The organism is Amycolatopsis sp. NPDC049253 (genome assembly GCF_040678995.1).
In the GTDB taxonomy this organism is placed as follows: domain Bacteria; phylum Actinomycetota; class Actinomycetes; order Mycobacteriales; family Pseudonocardiaceae; genus Amycolatopsis.
The window spans coordinates 552,029-567,335 of record NZ_JBFAQX010000004.1; the positions used below are offsets into that span (position 1 = coordinate 552,029).

The following is a 15,307-nucleotide window of genomic DNA, read 5'->3' on the forward strand; positions in this document are numbered from 1 at the left end:
CCACTCGAAAAAGCTCAGGAAACCCTAACCTAACTTAGGACAGCCTCAGCTAGTACCTTGTGGGTGATGTTCGTCCCCTCGACCGGGAAAGGGATTCGCCGATGCGCGTGGCCATGTTCGGCTACCAGACCTGGGGGTACCGCACCTTGCGGGCCCTCATCGACGCTGGTCACGAGGTCGTCCTCGTGGTCACGCACCCGAAGAGCGACCACGCGTACGAGAAGATCTGGGACGATTCGGTGGCCGAGCTGGCCGAGGCCAACGGGATCCGCGCCCTGCTGCGCAACCGCCCCGACGATCCCGAGCTGCTGGCCGAGCTCAAGGCCGCGGAGCCGGAGCTGATCGTGGCGAACAACTGGCGGACCTGGCTGCCGCCGGAGATCTTCGACCTGCCGCCGCACGGCACGCTCAACGTCCACGACTCGCTGCTGCCCGCGTACGCCGGCTTCTCGCCGCTGATCTGGGCGCTGGTCAACGGCGAACCCGAGGTCGGCGTGACCGCCCACATGATGAATGCCCAGCTCGATGCCGGCGACATCGTGGTGCAGCGCGCGGTCCCGGTCGGGCCGAAGGACACGACCACGGATCTGTTCCACCGCACGGTGGATCTCATCGAGCCGATCGTCGCCGAAGCGCTCTCGCTCATCGAGACGGGCACCGTGGTGCCGATCGCCCAGGACCGGTCGAAGGCGAGCTTCTTCCACAAACGCGCGCCACGAGACAGTCTCATCGACTGGACGTGGCCCGCCGCGGACATCGACCGGCTGGTGCGCGCGCAGTCCGACCCGTACCCCAACGCGTTCGCCTACCACCGCGGGGCGCGGCTGCGGATCGTGGGCGCGTCGGTGTCGGCCGGGCACTACGGCGGCACTCCGGGGCGCATCTTCATCAAGGAGGGCGACGGCGTGGTGATCGTCGCCGGTCCCGAGGCGCGGCGCGGTCACTCCCCCGGGCTCTTGGTCGAACGCGTCCGCACGGAGGACGGCACGGAGCTGGCGGCGGCCGACTACTTCACGACGATGGGCGGGTATCTCACCGACCGGCCGTGATGTGCCGATCGGCTGAAACTTCCGGATGAGCCGGGTTTGTCGGTGCGCCGGGTTACGGTGGCCGCAACCGTGACCCGGCGTGAGCGCGCCGGGCCCGACCACTGGAGGAACCCGAGATGGCCACCCCGATGTCCGCCGAACGTGCCCGCGCCTTCCTCGCGGAAGGCAGCCGCAGCGCCATCCTCGTCACCGTCCGTGCCGACGGCCGCCCGCACGCCGTCCCCGTCTGGTTCGCCCCCGACGGCGAGGACCTGCTGGTCAACATCACCCAGGACAGCGTGAAAGGCCGCGCGATCGCCGCTTCGTCCGAGGTCGCGCTCACGGTGCACGACGACGTGCCGCCCTACAGCTTCGTCTCGGTGAACGGGACGGCCGAGATCGTCACCGACCCCGCGCGCGTGCGCAGCGGTTCGGAAACCATCGCGCGCCGCTACCTGCCCGCCGAAGGCGTGGACCAGTTCCTCGGCTACGCCACCTCGCCGGGCAAGGTCCTCGTGGTGGTCCACCCGACGCACACCACGGGGGTCGACGCCGTGGCCGGCTGACGCGTCCCGATCAGCGGAACTCCGCCGGTTTCGCCTGGCGCCGCAAACGTGCCTTCGACCGGGAAACCCCTGTTGCGACTCCCGGCCACCGCGCCGCCGGTCTCGCACACGGCCGTCCCGCCGCCGCGTCGAGCACCGATCGCGACGGCCGGCGCGAGCTGTTCCGCCGTCGCGGTGTTCGGCGCGGCCCGGCGAGCTGCCGCCGGGAGCCGTTCCGGCTGACGCGTCAGGACTCGGTGACTTTCCCGTCCGCCACTTCGAAGCGCCGCGTGACCGAGACGGCGTCGAGCATGCGGCGGTCGTGGGTCACGAGCAGCAGCGTGCCGGGGTAACGGTCCAAAGCGGACTCGAGCTGCTCGATCGCGGGCAGGTCGAGGTGGTTGGTCGGCTCGTCGAGCACGAGCAGGTTCACCCCGCGCGCCTGCAGCAACGCGAGGGCGGCGCGGGTGCGCTCGCCCGGCGAGAGCGTGGCCGCGGGGCGCAGTACGTGCGCGGCCTTGAGGCCGAACTTCGCGAGCAGGGTGCGGACCTCGGCGTCGGGCAGCTCCGGGACCTCGCGTGCGAACGCGTCGGCCAGCGGGACGTCGTCGAGGAACAGCCGGCGGGCCTGGTCGACCTCGCCGACGACGACGCCGGGGCCGAGCGCCGCACTGCCCTCGTCGAGGGACAGCCGGCCGAGCAGGGCCGCCAGCAGCGTGGACTTGCCCGCGCCGTTGGCGCCCGTGATGGCGACCTTGTCCGCCCAGTCCACCTGGAGGTCGACGGGACCGAGGGTGAAGGGACCGCGGTGCACGACGGCGCCGCGCAGCGTGGCGACGACCGCGCCGGCACGCGGGGCCGCCGCGATCTCCATGCGCAGCTCCCACTCCTTGCGCGGCTCGTCCACCACCTCCAGGCGCTCGATCATGCGCTCGGTCTGGCGCGCCTTCGACGCCTGCTTCTCCGTGGCCTCACTGCGGAACTTGCGGCCGACCTTGTCGTTGTCGGTCTGCTTGCGCCGGGCGTTCTTGACGCCCTTCTCCATCCACGAGCGCTGCATCTGCCCGCGCGCCTCCAGCGCGGAGCGTGTGGCGGCGTACTCCTCGTAGTCCTCGCGCGCGTGGCGGCGCGCGACAGCGCGTTCTTCCAAATAGGACTCGTAGCCGCCGCCGTAGGCGTTCACCTGCTGCTGCGCGAGATCCAGCTCCACGACGCGGTCCACGGTGCGCGCGAGGAACTCGCGGTCGTGGCTCACGAGCACCGTGCCGGCGCGCAGGCCGGTGACGAACCGCTCGAGGCGGGTGAGGCCGTCGAGGTCGAGGTCGTTGGTGGGCTCGTCGAGCAGGAAGATGTCGTACCGGCTCAGCAGCAGCGACGCGAGCCCGGCGCGAGCCGCCTGTCCGCCGGAGAGCGAGATCATCGGCTGGTCGAGATCCACGGCGAGGCCGAGCTCCGCCGCCACCTCGCCGGCACGGTCGTCCAGGTCGGCGCCGCCCAGCGCGAGCCAGCGGTCGAGTGCCGTGCCGTACGTGTCGTCGGCACCGGCGGCACCTTCGGTGAGCGCTTCGGTGGCGGCGTCGAGCTCACGCTGCGCTTCGGCGACCCCGGTGCGGCGCGCGAGGAACTGCCGCACCGACTCCCCCGGCCGCCGCTCGGGCTCCTGCGGGAGGTGACCGACGGTGGCCGTCGGCGGGTTCAGCCGGATCTCCCCCGACTCGGGCGGCTGCAGGCCCGCGAGGGTGCGCAGCAGCGTGGACTTGCCGGCGCCGTTGACGCCGACCAGCCCGACGACGTCGCCGGGAGCGACGACCAGGTCGAGGCCGGAGAACAGGATGCGGTCGCCGTGGCCGGAGGCCAGGCCCTTCGCGACGAGTGTTGCGCTCATTTCCCGGCCGATTCTACGGGTGCGCGCTCCGGTCGCGGACGCACTCCCAGTGTGTCGAGTGTCGTCCCGGTCACTCAACGTGGGTAACCTGGGCAGGTTACGAACCACGGAGCAGTGAGGTCGGTGAAAGCGATGGCGGAACCCGCCACGTCGGTCACGCTCGGCCAGCGCGCGAAGCAGCGGGAACCCCGCCCGGCGGCGCCGCGGCCGACGGTCAGCAGGCGCCGCGAGGTGAGCCACGCGAGTGCCCGGTCCCTGTTGATGACCGTGCTGGGCGAGTACGTGCTGCCCCGCGACCGTCCCGTGTGGACGTCGATGCTCGTCGAAGCGCTGGGCATGCTGGACATCGAGGAGAAGTCGGCACGCCAGGCCCTCGCGCGCTCGGCCGCCGAAGGCTGGCTGGTGTCCGAACGCGTCGGCCGGCGCGTGCGCTGGTCGCTCACCCCGCCGGGCCGGCGGCTGCTCACCGAAGGCGCGGAGCGGATCTACGCGTTCGGGCGCGAGGCCGTCGCGTGGGAGGGCCGCTGGCTGATGCTCATCGTGTCGGTGCCCGAAGCCAAGCGCGACCTGCGCCACCGGCTGCGAACCCGCCTGACGTGGGCTGGGTTCGGGTCACCCGTCGCGGGTGTGTGGGTGAGCCCCGACCCGAGCCGGCAGCACGAAGCGCAGCAGATCGTGGCGGAGCTGCAGCTCGACGCCCAGGCGATGTCGTTCACGGCCGCGTACGGCGAGGTCGGCGAGCAGGAGAGCATGGTCGAGCGGTCGTGGGACCTCTCGGACCTGACCGACCGCTACGAAGACTTCATCGACCGCTTCACCGGCCTGCGCCCCACGGGCGACCCGGCCGTGCTGCGCGCGCAGACCGAGCTGGTGCACGAATGGCGGCGCTTCCCGTTCCTCGACCCGCGGCTGCCCGCCGAGCTGCTGCCCGCCGAATGGAGCGGGCGCAAGGCGAGCGAGCTGTTCCACCGCAAGCACGTGGAGTGGCGGCCCGCGGCCCAGGCTTACTGGGACACCCTGCTGGACAACGAGGAGAAGGCGTGACCCGGCTCGACCGCGAAGACGGCCTGGCGGTGCTGACGATCGACGCGCCGCCGCTCAACCTCTACACCGCTTCGCTGCAACGCGACCTGCTCGAAGCCATCGCCGCCCTGGAAGCCCGGCCGGCTCGGGCGTTGCTCATCCGCGCCGAGGGCCGCGTGGTCAGCGGCGGTGTGGACGTCGCGCTGTTCGACGCCCAGGGCTCACCGGCCGAGGCGAAGATGTTCTTCGACGAGCTGCTCACGGTGCCCGACCGTATCGCCGCGTTGCCGTTCCCCACGGTGTTCGCCGCGCACGGCCTGTGCCTCACGTGGGCGTTCGAGGTCGCCGTCGCGTGCGACCTGCTGCTGGCCGCTTCACGCGCGAAATTCGGGCTCGTGGAGAAGGTGGTGGGCCTGACGCCGACGATGGGCGGCACCCAGCGCCTCGCCGCCCGCGCCGGAGTGGCCCGGGCCAAGGAGTTCGTGTTCACCGGCGACACCTACTCGGCCGAGACGCTCGAACGCTGGAACGTGGTGAACCGGGTGCTGCCCGACGAGGGCTTCGACGCCGCGGCGCGCGAGTTCACCGCGCGCCTCGCCGCGGGCCCCACGCAGGCGCACGCGGCCACCAAACGCGTGCTGGCCCACTTCGAGCACGGTGGTGTGCCCGAGGCCAACGCCCACGTCACGGCGATCGCCGCGGAGCTGTTCGACACCGAGGACCTGCGGGGCGCGGTGAAGTCGTTCCTCACCGAGGGGCCCGGCAAGGCGAGCTTCACCGGCCGCTGAGACCTCAGCGCGGCAGCTGCCCCACGTGGTCGACGATCCCGTAGCCGACCACGGCGCCCTGCGTGGTGCCGCGGTAGGCGTAGGTCTTCGCGTCGAAGACCAGGGTCACGCCGTGGCCGGGCCAGGTGATGCCGACGCCCGGGCGGCCCGCCGCGTCGGTCACGTGGTCCACGGCCTGCAGGCCGGGCATCTCCGCGGCCGCTTCGAACAGCGCGGCTTTCGTCCGCGGCGGCAGGTAGGCCTCGCCGGCGAGCAGCTGCACGTCCTTGCCCATGGCGTTCGCGTCACCGGCGTCGCCGCTGTGGTTCTTGTTCAGGTAGCCGAACATCGCGTCGGCGGTGGTCGGCAGATCGGTGCGGTAGGCCGGCGTCACCACACACGGTTCTTCGGTGCCGTTCGCGGCAGGATTGTTGGCGCCCTCGACGCGGTACTTGCCGTCGACGCACCCCGGCAGGGTCAGCGTCCGGCCGTCCTGCTTGACATAGCCGTCGTGCTTGCCGTCGGCGGAGATCCAGGCCTCGCGGTTGCTGTTCGCGTACTGCGTCTTGACGTAGACGAACTGGTCGGGCCGCGGCGGGGTGTCGGGCAGCTTCAGGGCCTGGGCCGCGGCACCGTGCAACACCCGCGCGGGGTCGGCCGCGGCCCGCGGAGGAGTCAGTGGCCCGTCGCCGGTGGGCGCGAACGAGACGACGGCGGTGACGGCCGCCGCGAGCCCCAGCGTCGCGGCACCGGCCTGCCACCGGCGTTTCGCGGTCTTGCGGCGGGATTCGTTCGCGGCGGCCGCGAGCAGGCGGGCGCGGGCGGCACCCAGCTCGGCCAGGTCGGGCAGCGGGACGTCGACCGCGCGGTCGCGGACCAGCTGAAGCTCATCCATGGGACGGGACCTCCTTCACGTCGGGGTGTTCGGCGCCGCCGAGGGCAGCGCGCAGCTGGCGGCGGGCGCGATTGAGCCGGGACCGCACGGTCCCGACCGGGATCCCCAGCGCCTGGGCCACCTCCTCGTAGGCGAGCTGCTCGGCGGCCACGAGCAGGACGACGTCGCGGTCCTTGGAAGACAACGCCGCCAGCGCGGCGCCGAGCTCCGGCCCGCGTGCCTGGGCACTGACCTGGGCCGCCACCCGGTCGGCGTGCCCGTCGACCGCGGCCTGCGGGCCGACGGCGCGCAGCAGGCGGTACTGGCGCACCTCGTCGCGGCGGTGGCGGCTCACGATGTTGGTCGCGATGCCGTAGAGCCACGGGCGCGCGTCGGGCCGGGTGCCGTCGTAGCGGGCCCGTTTGCCGAACGCGACCAGGAACGTGTCCGCCAGCGCGTCGTCGGCCACGTCCCGGCCCAGCCGCCGCGCGAGGTAGCGGTGGATGTGCGGTGCGTGCCGGTCGAAGATGGCGGCGAACAGGTCGGGCTCGGCCAAGGACCGGCCGATCACCCCCGCGTCGTCCATCGATCACCCCTTCTCGGATGCAGTGTCACGGGTTATCCGCAGCAGCCGCCATTCGAGTTCATTCAGCGGGCTGAACGCACGTTTCGAATGCGAATGATGTCCACGTGTGTGCTTGACGTGAGGTGGTCTGGACCACGACACTGGTGCGCAGCGCTCACCGGTGACCGAGATCGACGACGACCTCCCTTCCCCCTCACCGAGGAGAGCCATGTCCTTTCGGGCCCGAAAACTCGCGTCGCTGGTCGCGGCGATCCCCGTCGCGCTGGGACTGCTGACCGCACCGGCTTCCGCCGCTCCCGCGACGTTCACCCACCCGGGCGTGCTCGTGAGCCGTCCGCAGCTGGATTTCGTGCGCGCCGAGGTGAACGCCGGCGCGCAGCCGTGGAAGAGCGCGTTCGACCAGATGATGGGCAGCAAGTACGCCTCGCTCACGCGCACGGCGAAACCCCGCGCCGTCGTGGAGTGCGGCTCGTACTCCAACCCGAACAACGGCTGCACCGACGAACGCGAAGACGCCATCGCCGCCTACACCGACGCGCTGGCCTGGTACCTCACGCAGGACGCGCGCTACGCCCAGAAGGCCATCGCGCTCATGGACGCGTGGTCCGCGACGATCACCAGCCACACCAACAGCAACGCGCCCCTCCAGACGGGCTGGGCCGGCGCGTCGTGGTCACGCGCCGCGGAGCTCATCAAGTCGACCTACTCGAGCTGGCCCAACTCCGGCCGCTTCGCGACGATGCTGCGCAACGTCTACCTGCCGAAGCTTCTGGCCGGTTCCAACAGCAACGGCAACTGGGAGCTGGTCATGACGGAAGCCGCCGTCGGCATCTCCGTCTTCCTCGACGACAAGTCCAGCTACGACTCCGCCATGACCCGCTACCGCAACCGCGTCGCCGCGTACGTCTACCTGTCCACGGACGGCGCGCTCCCCCACACGGTGCCCGGCAGCGGGCTGTCGACCCGCGACCAGATCGTCAACTACTGGCAGAAACAGGGCACCTTCACCACCGGCCTCACCCAAGAAACCTGCCGCGACTTCGTCCACACCGGCTACGGCATCGCCTCCATCGCCGACGTCGCCGAGACCTCGCGCATCCAGGGCCAGGACCTGTACTCCACGGACGTCGGCGAACGCCTCCGCCAGGCCCTCGGCTTCCAGTCCAAGTACGAACTCGGCGCGGCCGTCCCCTCGAACCTCTGCGGAGGCTCGCTGACCCTCGGCCTCGGCCCGGTGACCGAAGTGGGCTTCAACGCACTCCACGGCCGCCTCGGCATCGCCATGACCAACACCCAGACCCTGACCGAACGCCAACGCCCGGCGGGGACGAACAACCTGTTCGTCGCCTGGCAGACATTGACGCACGCCGACAACCCGAACTGAGGTCGAGTGGTTGCCCCGGGGCTCTTCGGCGGGCCTCGGGGCTTGTCCTCCGTGGCGGTGAGGTACGCGGTGTCAACGACTTCGTGGCTCACGACCCAGACGACGCCGGAACTGCGGCTCGGCGTGACCCGGTGCTGAGGACCATATCGGGCCGGGCACTGCCATCACCACCGGTAAAGTGCGGCAAGCAACCCGAACTCAAGCCCAGTGAGGCCCACGAGGTGCGCCGCATACACGAAACTGTCGCCGAGGCGTTCGATGTCCCCCGCGACCCCGAGACGACACGTACCACCCAGATCGCGGTGATCGGGTACAACGGTGCCATCCTCGTCGTGCGGCGGCTGTGAAACTTCGCGTCACCAGGCACCAGGTCTGGATCGGCTCCAGGCAGTATCGGGTCGTCCGACCACGACCCCTTCCCCTGCACGCGACGCTTCGGGATGCGCAGACGTGCTTCCACCTGCGCCTGGACCAGGCAACAGCCTGGCAGTTCGCCGGCCTGTGGGAACTGGCAGCACGATCACCGAGCTCGATCGTCCACCTTCCCCTCCGGGGCAACGCTCTGGACACCGAATCGGGCTGGCAAGCCGAGATGCCCGCGTTGGATTTGGTCCTCGTTCACCACTCCCTGCAATTACGGCCCTCGGCGTGGCCGCAGATCCGGCGAAGCCTCGGCGCCGGCCGCCCACAGACCGTGGACCTGCCCGACGAAGCACTGCGGACCCGCCTCGATCAGGAGTATCCCCAGCTCCGGTACCGCGAGAATCGGGACCGCTTCGTGCACCACCTGCACGCTGGGACGCTGTTCCTCACCGGCAGCGCCGCCGTGTTCGGCCTCGTCGTCGCTGAGTTCGGCGACGTCGCCGGCCATCCCAGTGCCCACCCCAAGACCAGTCCTTGGGAGTACTGCGCCGAGTTCGACGTCGTGGACAAGCCCCGGTGGCCCGTCGACGTGACGGAAATGTTCATCGGACACACCGAAAACTGGCCGGCTCCGTCCACGACGACATCACCAAGCCCCGGCTAGGGACCACGTAACCACGCGCGGGGTGGAGGCGTGGCTTCGAAGCAGGCCCGTTGATTCCCATCGCCGACGATGTTTCCCGATGTGCACACCATGGCGATCCATTGAAGATCAACCCCGTTTTTCTCGGCATCAGGCGAGCTGCGGCATGACCTCGGCTGCGATCCACTCCATCGCCTTCTCCACATGCTCGGCCGCAACGGGCAGCCACAGGGTGCAGGCGGTAAGTCCCTCCTCGACGAGCCGCCCGAGGGCGTCGGCGACGCTCGTTGCGGTAGGCGAAACGCCGCCGAGCGGCTGTCCCGGAGACAGCACCGCCGCGGGGATGCCGGGTGGGGTGAGGAACGCGGCCGAAGCGAGCGTCAAGCGGCCGGAATCCGCTGTGTCGGCGGCGAGTTCGCGCAGGCGGCGGCGCAGGCCGGCGACCTCCGCGACGTCCGCGCCGGTGCCGTACCAGCCGTCACCGAACCGCAGCGCACGACGCAGAGCGACGTCGCTGTGGCCGCCGATCCACACGGGTGGGCCGGCGTGACGTCTTTCCCTCTGGAGACACCATGAACCTCTCCCAAGCCGAGGATCTCGCGGAACCTGACCGCGGAGGCCTTGATGGCCGCGGCGCGGTGGCCGAACGCCTCGCCGCAGCTCGTGCTGGCACTGGCGGGAACCTTGACTGCGGGCCGCAGATTCGGTGAGGCCTCCAGCTTCTTCCGCGAACTGTCCGAGCAACGCCCTGATCAGCCCCTGCTCTCGGCCGTCGCCGCGACGTTCCAGGCGAGGCTGCCCGGCGAGCTCGAGCACGCCGTCGACGAGCTGGACGCGGCGGTCGAAGCCGCGCCTGGCCTGACGAACTACTTCCGCGGCCTGGTGCTGGCGGAGGTGCCGGTGCACGCGGAACGCGCCGTCGCCGATCTGCTGGCCGTCCTCGCGCTGACCGACGGTGTGCCGCCCGGCTTGAGGCGCGGTGCGTTTCGCGCTCTCGCCAAGGCCTACGAGCTGCTGGGGCGGGCAGAGGACGCAGCCGATGCACGGCGGAAAGCAGGACTGGAGGCTCGGCCGGACCTGCCGCAGCTCGTCACCGACTACTGGGTCAACGACGAGGACGGCTTCCGGTTCGCGCCACGGCAGTTCCGTGAATTGGCGGAGGGCGTCTTCGTCACCCAGGGCTTCGGGTTCGGTGAGATCGGGTTCGTCGTCACCGCCACCTCGCTGGTCGTGATCGACAGCGGTGGCACCATCGACCAGGCCCGTGCGGCGCTGCGGGCGATGCGCGAGATCTCCGGCCTGCCGGTCAGCCACGTGATTCTGACGCACGGCCACTGGGACCACATCGGAGGCGTGGACGCGCTCCGCGGCCCCGGCACCGAGGTCATCGCCCAAGCCGGGTTCGCTTCCGAGGTCGAGTCGCAGAACGCGGGGTCCCTGCCCTGGACCAGATTCCTCCCCGCCGGCGCCGGACATCGGCACGACGTGGTGCCGGATCGGCTGGTCGAGCACCCGGAATCGCTGACCGTGGGAGGCGTCGAACTGCGGCTGATTCCCGTGCACGGAGGGGAAACGCACGACGCGTTGCTCATCCACCTGCCAGAACGCGGCATCGTGTTTGCCGGCGACATCCTGATGCCGCATCTGGGCGCGCCGTTCTTCACCGAAAGTTCCCTCGAAGCTCTGCTCGACACTCTCCAGCTGCTGCAAGACCTCGAACCCGCCCTGCTGATCCACGGACACGCACCCCTGACCGCGAGCTTCACCCCGGCCGCGCTGACCGGGCTGTCTCCCGCGCTGGAGGACCTGCACCAGGTGATCCGCAGCGACATCGCAGCCGGACGCTCGGTGCACGACATCCTCGGCCGCAACCACATGCCCGACGTCCTGCGCTCCCACCCCGACTCGGCTCTGCCCTACATCCTGCTACGGGACAACGTGATCCGACGCGTCCAACGGCAACGCACCGGCTACTGGCGGCCAGAGCTCGACAGCATCGACCTCATCTCCCCGGCGGAATGGAACGCCGTCCTGGCCATACTCAGCGGCGGCAAGGTCGAGGCCTACCTCGCCGCCATCGAAGACCTGCTCGAACGCGACGACCTCACCCTGGCCCTGAGACTGGCCGACGCCGCACTTGAGCACCACCCTGACAGCGCGGCGGCCGCCGAACTCCGCCAGACGACGCTGATCCGGCTGGTGGAACGCAACCAGCAGACGGCCCCGTTCAAGTTCGTCATCTACTCGGAACTCGCGGGCGTCACCGTTGCCGGGATGATCGACTGAGTGCTGGACCTCGGCACCGCGGAAACGTACAGCCGCCCGGGAAGAGATCGCACGGTCCGCCACCGGAAGTCCCGAGACATCGGCGACTTGAGGTGCAGCGGCACGACTCGATCGGCGACGAGAAAGACCCGCGCCCTGCCCGACTTGGGCGATGCCGCGCACGAGCAGTGCCCGGGTTGTTCGGCCACAGCTGCCGGTGCCACACCTTGACCGGACCAGGGCTCTGGGCCACCGTCGTGCCGCTCTTCGTCAGTCAGGCACTGCACCGACTACGCGCCAGTCGTCCTCGACACCGGCCTGGCCGCCCTGTGCCGGAGGCCTTTGCGGAACACACTGCGGGCCAACCCCGTGCCGAGCCCCGCGTTGGCCCCGCCTGCAAGCGCGGAAAGTGGTTCACCGGGCCGGCATACCTCCGTGCGGGCTGTATCACCAAGGGCAGCGATCCCTCGACAAGGTAGGGGTGCCCGGGGAAGTAGTCGACGTGAAGGTGGCCGCCGTCCTCGGCAGTGGCCATGGCATGCACGTTTTCGGCCAGGACGGCCCTGCGATCGCCACAGCCAGCCAGACTGCGCGCGGTCTGATCACGGAGTGCGGAAGTGCTTGTACGCCTCGTCAAGGAGGAGCCGTGCGCGTTCCTGCAGGCGTTCTTCGTCTTCCGGTGACCGTTCTTGGTTTACGACAACGATGACGACAACTCGGTTGTCGTCGCGATCTTCGGGTTTGCTTTGGTGGGTCAGTACTTTGAGCTGGAGCCCACGCCCTGCTCGGCGGCCTGCTGCTCGCGCCTCAGCGATGCCATTGACGTTCGTCGGGTCGAAGTGCCGCACCCACTGCTGGTCAATCTCGAGGTGGCGCATGATCTCGAGGGTCAGCTCGTCGGTCGGTTCTTTCGCCACCGAATAATCCTCCATCGCACCGTTGGTTACGGTCAAGCGACGCGCCACATGCTCAATCGAGTGGGGCGCTCATGGTCACCGGATCGGCCCAGCACGTTCGACGATGGTCCCAAGCTGCAGCGCAGCGCTCGTCAGCAAGATCAAGAGCGTGATATCAAAAAAGCCATTTGACCTGGCACTCTAACCAAGTCAAACGGCTCTTTTGTCCGGTCGGGCTGACAGGATTCGAACCTGCGACCCCTTGACCCCCAGGATTTCGCAGCGTGCGTGACCTGCGAAAACAGCGATGCAGGCGCTCAGGTGAGTCTCCTCGACTTGCGTGTTTCGCACCTGTCGCGGGTGTGGTGGTCCACGTCTGGTCCACGCCCACCACCATGTCAGCGATGGGTGAGAAGTCGGAGCAGGTCCGGGTGAGGCTGGGGTGGGTGCGGCATCTGCTCGACGGGCAGGCGGTGAAGCTCCCCGACTGTCAGGGGTGCTGAGAAGTCGACCCCGTATTTTTCGCCGTGGGTCTTACGGAACTGCAGCCCATCGTGAGAGAGCCCCACGCCGATAGCGACGAGATACGCATCCGGCAGTTCGTTGGTGAGTGCGAGCCAGGCTCCCGCGAAATGCAGCACCGCCGCCCGCACGAGGGCATCGCCCACCGTCCACGTCGCCCGCGGCCAGCCGGCCACGTTGGTGGCCCGCTCGATGAGATGCGCCTGAACCGCCCTGCCGAGAGCAGCACGTTCGGCGCTGAGGGAGGTTGGCTCAATGACGTTCATCAGCTGACCGAGCGCCATACCGGGCGCACGCCACTCCAACGGTGCCGTACCAGAGGGGAACGCATTCCGCGGCAGAGTGCCCACCAGCGCCGCCTGGGCCCCGTCGTCGGTACGGTGACCAAGCCACACCGGAGTCGCAGCCGAGTTCTCGATCGCTGCGACCCACCGCTTGTGCTGACCGGGAAAGTCGAGGTCGTACACGTCGACGGCGGGTGCCGCCTGGTCGGTCGCGTTCAGCCGTTCGGCAACCACGGTTCAAGTCCTCTCGACGGGCAAAGCCGTAGTGAATCACACTCCGCCGTGTGAACAGGATGAACAGGGCAAACTTCCCGGCACCGGCGTAGCGTCGACGAGCTGAGTGTGTCCGCGATAACCACTGCGGGGCCGACTTGGATCCGGCAACGACCGACTGACTGCGGCGTTCGACAAGCAGTCGGGTTGCCAGTTCGTGGAACAGGTCAACGACGATGTGTCCGTGCCTCTGGTGTCGGACGCGAACACTGCCATCATTCACGTCCCAGGTGAGGTGAAGCAGCTCCGCCGGGCCGACCGGGATGCGTAGCTCGCGAACGTATTCGTCCCCAGATGCCTCCTCGGTCTCCGGCAGCACGCCGAAGGCATCCAGCCACGCTTCGTCATCAGCAACTTCAAACGCGAGCACGGTCGAACCGTACGGCCAGAATGTCCAAGTCCGCCGCCTGAGCGCTCCCCGTGCGCTGGAGCTTGCTAAAGCGGGACATCCCGGCCGAAGTGCAACCCTGGCAGCTAGCGTCGCGCATCAACTGTCGGACGCCTGGCGGACATCGCCCGCCGGAGGCCACACAGCCGACGACCACTGTTCAGAGTTTCTCTTCTTCTTCAAGGCGGCCCCTCCGGGGCCGCGCCGCTATCGGCCGGCACGCGCGGGGCCCCGCCTCCGGCACCCCACGCGACCGGCCGGCGGCTGCACCGGGGCCGACGACAAGAGAGAAGAACATGTCCTCGCCGGACGGGCAGGTCTCCGAGATGGGTGGCAGAGCGGGCACGTCGCGTTCGTGAGCGGCCTGCCGCCATCTCGCCGACCTCCACAAGGGCTATCACGCCGCGTCAAGGGGGCAGTCATGCCGGCGCGCTACGGACCGCACGAAGGCGCCCCCTTGACACGACGTGATCGGGCTACGCCAGGTCGACGAGATGGCGAAGAGGCCACCCACTTGTAGGTGGGAGCTTATGGAACCAATCTATTTCGCTCAAGAATAGCTAGCGCCAAACCAAAACCACCGATAATCAAACCAAGAACTGCGCCGAGCGATAGTGACAAGTCAATAATTATCCAGGTTTCGGGCGCATGCTCGGAGCTATCTACTCCAATAAGAACCGTGGACACCAGCAGGACCGCTAAGAGCAGAAGTGCGGACACAAGAAGTGCACCGGATACAATTTCTCGCGCCTTTGCTAGGTCTTTCTCGCGTCCTCGCTGTTCGCGCGATGGCATTTTTACCTGGCCAAAAGCAGCAAGAATCGTCACTGCGGCGATCGTAAAACCGAGCAGCGATCCTGACGAGCTGGCAAGAGAAGAGTAGATCTGCTGCCGCACTGGCTGCTTGGCTGCAGCCAGCACTACTGGATTCGCGTCAATGATCGACCACGCCAACAACCCACAGAAACCAAGTAGGGCACCAATCAGAGGAACCGTCCAGTGATTTCGGTCTAACCAAAGGCCGTCTTTGCGTTCCTCCGGCTGAGCGGCTTGGTGATGTGCTCGACCGACTGACGGCATTCCAGACCGAGCCGGGCGTCGGCGCGCTACTGGCTCGTCGTCCGCTGAACCCAAGCGAGGTACGGCGCGAGGCCGGCAACTAGCGGAAGTGCCGTGATCTCCGGATTCGTCCACTCGTGGTTCTCAACCAGGAACCGCTCAAGGTCCGCGTAGCGCTCATCAGTGGTCTTGAGGATCGTCTGCCACTCCTCGCCGGTACCGAACTCGCCCTCATGCCAGAACACGCTCGTCACCGGACCGACCACTTGCCCGCCGGCGGCCAGTCGCGCCTCAACGGCCCCCTGGGCCAGCTTCAACGCGACGGCTTCGGTCGGCGCCGCGACCTGAACCAGCCAGACCTCACTCATCCCGCCAGGCTACTAGTGCCGCACCTCAGAAGGTTGGCGAGGTAATGGCCTCCGGATCGGCTGGCTGATCAGGCCTGGCAGGCTGCCTGGTGGAGGTGGTGTCCATGGCTCGCCGGCCCGAGGTCTTCGTCCATGAGCTGGAGCCCGAACAAGC

Annotated in this window: 16 protein-coding genes; 8 read left to right on the forward strand and 8 right to left on the reverse strand. The window is 68.9% G+C overall.

From position 1 onward, the window contains the following. Nucleotides 1-101 precede the first annotated feature (101 nt). A complete protein-coding gene (locus AB0K15_RS13075; protein WP_364048953.1) occupies nt 102-1,049 on the forward strand; it encodes a methionyl-tRNA formyltransferase in 948 nt (315 codons plus the stop codon). A gap of 116 nt (nt 1,050-1,165) precedes the next feature. Next, entirely contained in the window at nt 1,166-1,594 is a 429-nt protein-coding gene (locus AB0K15_RS13080; protein WP_364048955.1) for a PPOX class F420-dependent oxidoreductase, read from the forward strand. A gap of 226 nt (nt 1,595-1,820) precedes the next feature. Here the strand turns inward: AB0K15_RS13080 and AB0K15_RS13085 are convergent, their stop codons facing one another. Then, a complete protein-coding gene (locus AB0K15_RS13085; protein WP_364048957.1) occupies nt 1,821-3,458 on the reverse strand; it encodes an ABC-F family ATP-binding cassette domain-containing protein in 1,638 nt (545 codons plus the stop codon). Nucleotides 3,459-3,590: 132 nt separating this feature from the next. Here AB0K15_RS13085 and AB0K15_RS13090 point away from each other — a divergent pair, with 132 nt between their 5' ends. Together AB0K15_RS13090 and AB0K15_RS13095 are read left to right on the forward strand one after the other, a co-directional pair. Beyond that, entirely contained in the window at nt 3,591-4,502 is a 912-nt protein-coding gene (locus tag AB0K15_RS13090; RefSeq protein ID WP_364048959.1) for a PaaX family transcriptional regulator C-terminal domain-containing protein, read from the forward strand. Next, nucleotides 4,499-5,269 (forward strand): enoyl-CoA hydratase/isomerase family protein, encoded by a 771-nt coding sequence (locus tag AB0K15_RS13095; protein ID WP_364048961.1) that lies wholly within the window; start codon nt 4,499-4,501, stop codon nt 5,267-5,269. The genes AB0K15_RS13090 and AB0K15_RS13095 overlap by 4 nt, the downstream gene beginning before the upstream one ends. A gap of 4 nt (nt 5,270-5,273) precedes the next feature. Here the strand turns inward: AB0K15_RS13095 and AB0K15_RS13100 are convergent, their stop codons facing one another. After that, nucleotides 5,274-6,143 carry a CU044_5270 family protein gene (locus tag AB0K15_RS13100; RefSeq protein ID WP_364048963.1) on the reverse strand — a complete coding sequence of 290 codons (870 nt, stop codon included), beginning with the start codon at nt 6,141-6,143 and terminating at the stop codon, nt 5,274-5,276. Beyond that, complete coding sequence (locus AB0K15_RS13105; RefSeq protein ID WP_364048965.1) at nt 6,136-6,708, reverse strand: RNA polymerase sigma factor; 573 nt, start codon at nt 6,706-6,708, stop codon at nt 6,136-6,138. The genes AB0K15_RS13100 and AB0K15_RS13105 overlap by 8 nt, the downstream gene beginning before the upstream one ends. Before the next feature lie 208 nt (nt 6,709-6,916). Here AB0K15_RS13105 and AB0K15_RS13110 point away from each other — a divergent pair, with 208 nt between their 5' ends. From AB0K15_RS13110 to AB0K15_RS13120, 3 genes are all read left to right on the forward strand, one after another. Then, the gene (locus AB0K15_RS13110; RefSeq protein WP_364048967.1) at nt 6,917-8,092 is read left to right on the forward strand and encodes an alginate lyase family protein; all 1,176 of its coding nucleotides are present in this window, start codon (nt 6,917-6,919) and stop codon (nt 8,090-8,092) included. Nucleotides 8,093-8,313: 221 nt separating this feature from the next. Continuing rightward, nucleotides 8,314-8,439 carry a hypothetical protein gene (locus AB0K15_RS13115; RefSeq protein ID WP_364048969.1) on the forward strand — a complete coding sequence of 42 codons (126 nt, stop codon included), beginning with the start codon at nt 8,314-8,316 and terminating at the stop codon, nt 8,437-8,439. After that, the gene (locus tag AB0K15_RS13120; RefSeq protein ID WP_364048971.1) at nt 8,436-9,119 is read left to right on the forward strand and encodes a hypothetical protein; all 684 of its coding nucleotides are present in this window, start codon (nt 8,436-8,438) and stop codon (nt 9,117-9,119) included. The genes AB0K15_RS13115 and AB0K15_RS13120 overlap by 4 nt, the downstream gene beginning before the upstream one ends. Before the next feature lie 129 nt (nt 9,120-9,248). On the opposite strand, the gene AB0K15_RS13125 is transcribed toward AB0K15_RS13120, so the two are convergent. Continuing rightward, on the reverse strand, nt 9,249-9,842 hold the full coding sequence (locus tag AB0K15_RS13125) for an LLM class flavin-dependent oxidoreductase (RefSeq protein ID WP_364048973.1): 594 nt from the start codon (nt 9,840-9,842) through the stop codon (nt 9,249-9,251). Here AB0K15_RS13125 and AB0K15_RS13130 point away from each other — a divergent pair. Further along, nucleotides 9,723-11,384 carry an MBL fold metallo-hydrolase gene (locus AB0K15_RS13130; RefSeq protein WP_364048975.1) on the forward strand — a complete coding sequence of 554 codons (1,662 nt, stop codon included), beginning with the start codon at nt 9,723-9,725 and terminating at the stop codon, nt 11,382-11,384. The two genes, AB0K15_RS13125 and AB0K15_RS13130, sit on opposite strands and share 120 nt — an antisense overlap. 581 nt (nt 11,385-11,965) lie before the next feature. On the opposite strand, the gene AB0K15_RS13135 is transcribed toward AB0K15_RS13130, so the two are convergent. From AB0K15_RS13135 to cutA, 4 genes are all read right to left on the reverse strand, one after another. Next, nucleotides 11,966-12,316, reverse strand: a complete 351-nt coding sequence (locus AB0K15_RS13135) for a hypothetical protein (protein ID WP_364048977.1) — start codon at nt 12,314-12,316, stop codon at nt 11,966-11,968. Nucleotides 12,317-12,657: 341 nt separating this feature from the next. Further along, nucleotides 12,658-13,299, reverse strand: coding sequence for a hypothetical protein (locus AB0K15_RS13140; protein ID WP_364048979.1), 642 nt, complete (start codon nt 13,297-13,299; stop codon nt 12,658-12,660). 955 nt (nt 13,300-14,254) lie between these two features. Beyond that, on the reverse strand, nt 14,255-14,680 hold the full coding sequence (locus AB0K15_RS13145) for a hypothetical protein (protein ID WP_364048981.1): 426 nt from the start codon (nt 14,678-14,680) through the stop codon (nt 14,255-14,257). 152 nt (nt 14,681-14,832) lie between these two features. Then, complete coding sequence (gene cutA, locus AB0K15_RS13150) at nt 14,833-15,153, reverse strand: divalent-cation tolerance protein CutA (protein WP_364048983.1); 321 nt, start codon at nt 15,151-15,153, stop codon at nt 14,833-14,835. Between the last annotated feature and the right edge of the window lie 154 nt (nt 15,154-15,307).

Bases quoted from the DNA above. Each gene is read 5' to 3' on its own strand.
- AB0K15_RS13075 (WP_364048953.1), top strand. From the start codon at position 102: ATGCGCGTGGCCATGTTCGGCTACCAGACCTGGGGGTACCGCACCTTG.
- AB0K15_RS13080 (WP_364048955.1), top strand. From the start codon at position 1,166: ATGGCCACCCCGATGTCCGCCGAACGTGCCCGCGCCTTCCTCGCGGAA.
- AB0K15_RS13085 (WP_364048957.1), bottom strand. From the start codon at position 3,458: ATGAGCGCAACACTCGTCGCGAAGGGCCTGGCCTCCGGCCACGGCGAC.
- AB0K15_RS13090 (WP_364048959.1), top strand. From the start codon at position 3,591: ATGGCGGAACCCGCCACGTCGGTCACGCTCGGCCAGCGCGCGAAGCAG.
- AB0K15_RS13100 (WP_364048963.1), bottom strand. From the start codon at position 6,143: ATGGATGAGCTTCAGCTGGTCCGCGACCGCGCGGTCGACGTCCCGCTG.
- AB0K15_RS13105 (WP_364048965.1), bottom strand. From the start codon at position 6,708: ATGGACGACGCGGGGGTGATCGGCCGGTCCTTGGCCGAGCCCGACCTG.
- AB0K15_RS13110 (WP_364048967.1), top strand. From the start codon at position 6,917: ATGTCCTTTCGGGCCCGAAAACTCGCGTCGCTGGTCGCGGCGATCCCC.
- AB0K15_RS13130 (WP_364048975.1), top strand. From the start codon at position 9,723: ATGGCCGCGGCGCGGTGGCCGAACGCCTCGCCGCAGCTCGTGCTGGCA.
- cutA (WP_364048983.1), bottom strand. From the start codon at position 15,153: ATGAGTGAGGTCTGGCTGGTTCAGGTCGCGGCGCCGACCGAAGCCGTC.